At 68.4% G+C, this 351-nt stretch carries 1 protein-coding gene; it reads left to right on the forward strand.

Annotated features, from left to right (window positions below; all coding sequences use genetic code 11):
* Positions 1-117: 117 nt before the first annotated feature.
* A partial coding sequence (locus D7X74_RS44770) for a YeeE/YedE family protein (RefSeq protein WP_370450872.1) occupies positions 118-351 on the forward strand: 234 nt, incomplete at its 3' end.

Below are 351 nucleotides of genomic sequence, written 5' to 3' on the forward strand. Positions count from 1 at the left end.
GGCGGGTGCCCTGGAGCGCTCGGTGGTTGGGGGCTCAAGTTTCAACCTGCCCCCGCGGTGCGCTCCGGGCCGGGACGCGTTAGGACCCGGGGAAGTCCCGCACCTTCGAAGGTTCCCATGGCCTCGTTGATTCTTCCCCTGCTGGGGGGCGCCCTCATCGGGTTGAGCGCTTCGCTGCTCCTGCTGTTCAACGCGCGCATCGCGGGTGTCAGTGGCATCGCGGGGGGCCTCTTCGGGGCCGTGAGTGGGGAGCGCGGCTGGCGCCTGGCCTTCCTTGGTGGGCTGCTGGGAGGAGGGCTGCTGCTGCGCTTCATCTGGCCTGGGTCGCTGGGCTGTCTCTTATATACATCT

The sequence above is a fragment of the Corallococcus sp. CA047B genome (genome assembly GCF_003612065.1).
In the GTDB taxonomy this organism is placed as follows: Bacteria; Myxococcota; Myxococcia; order Myxococcales; family Myxococcaceae; genus Corallococcus; species Corallococcus praedator.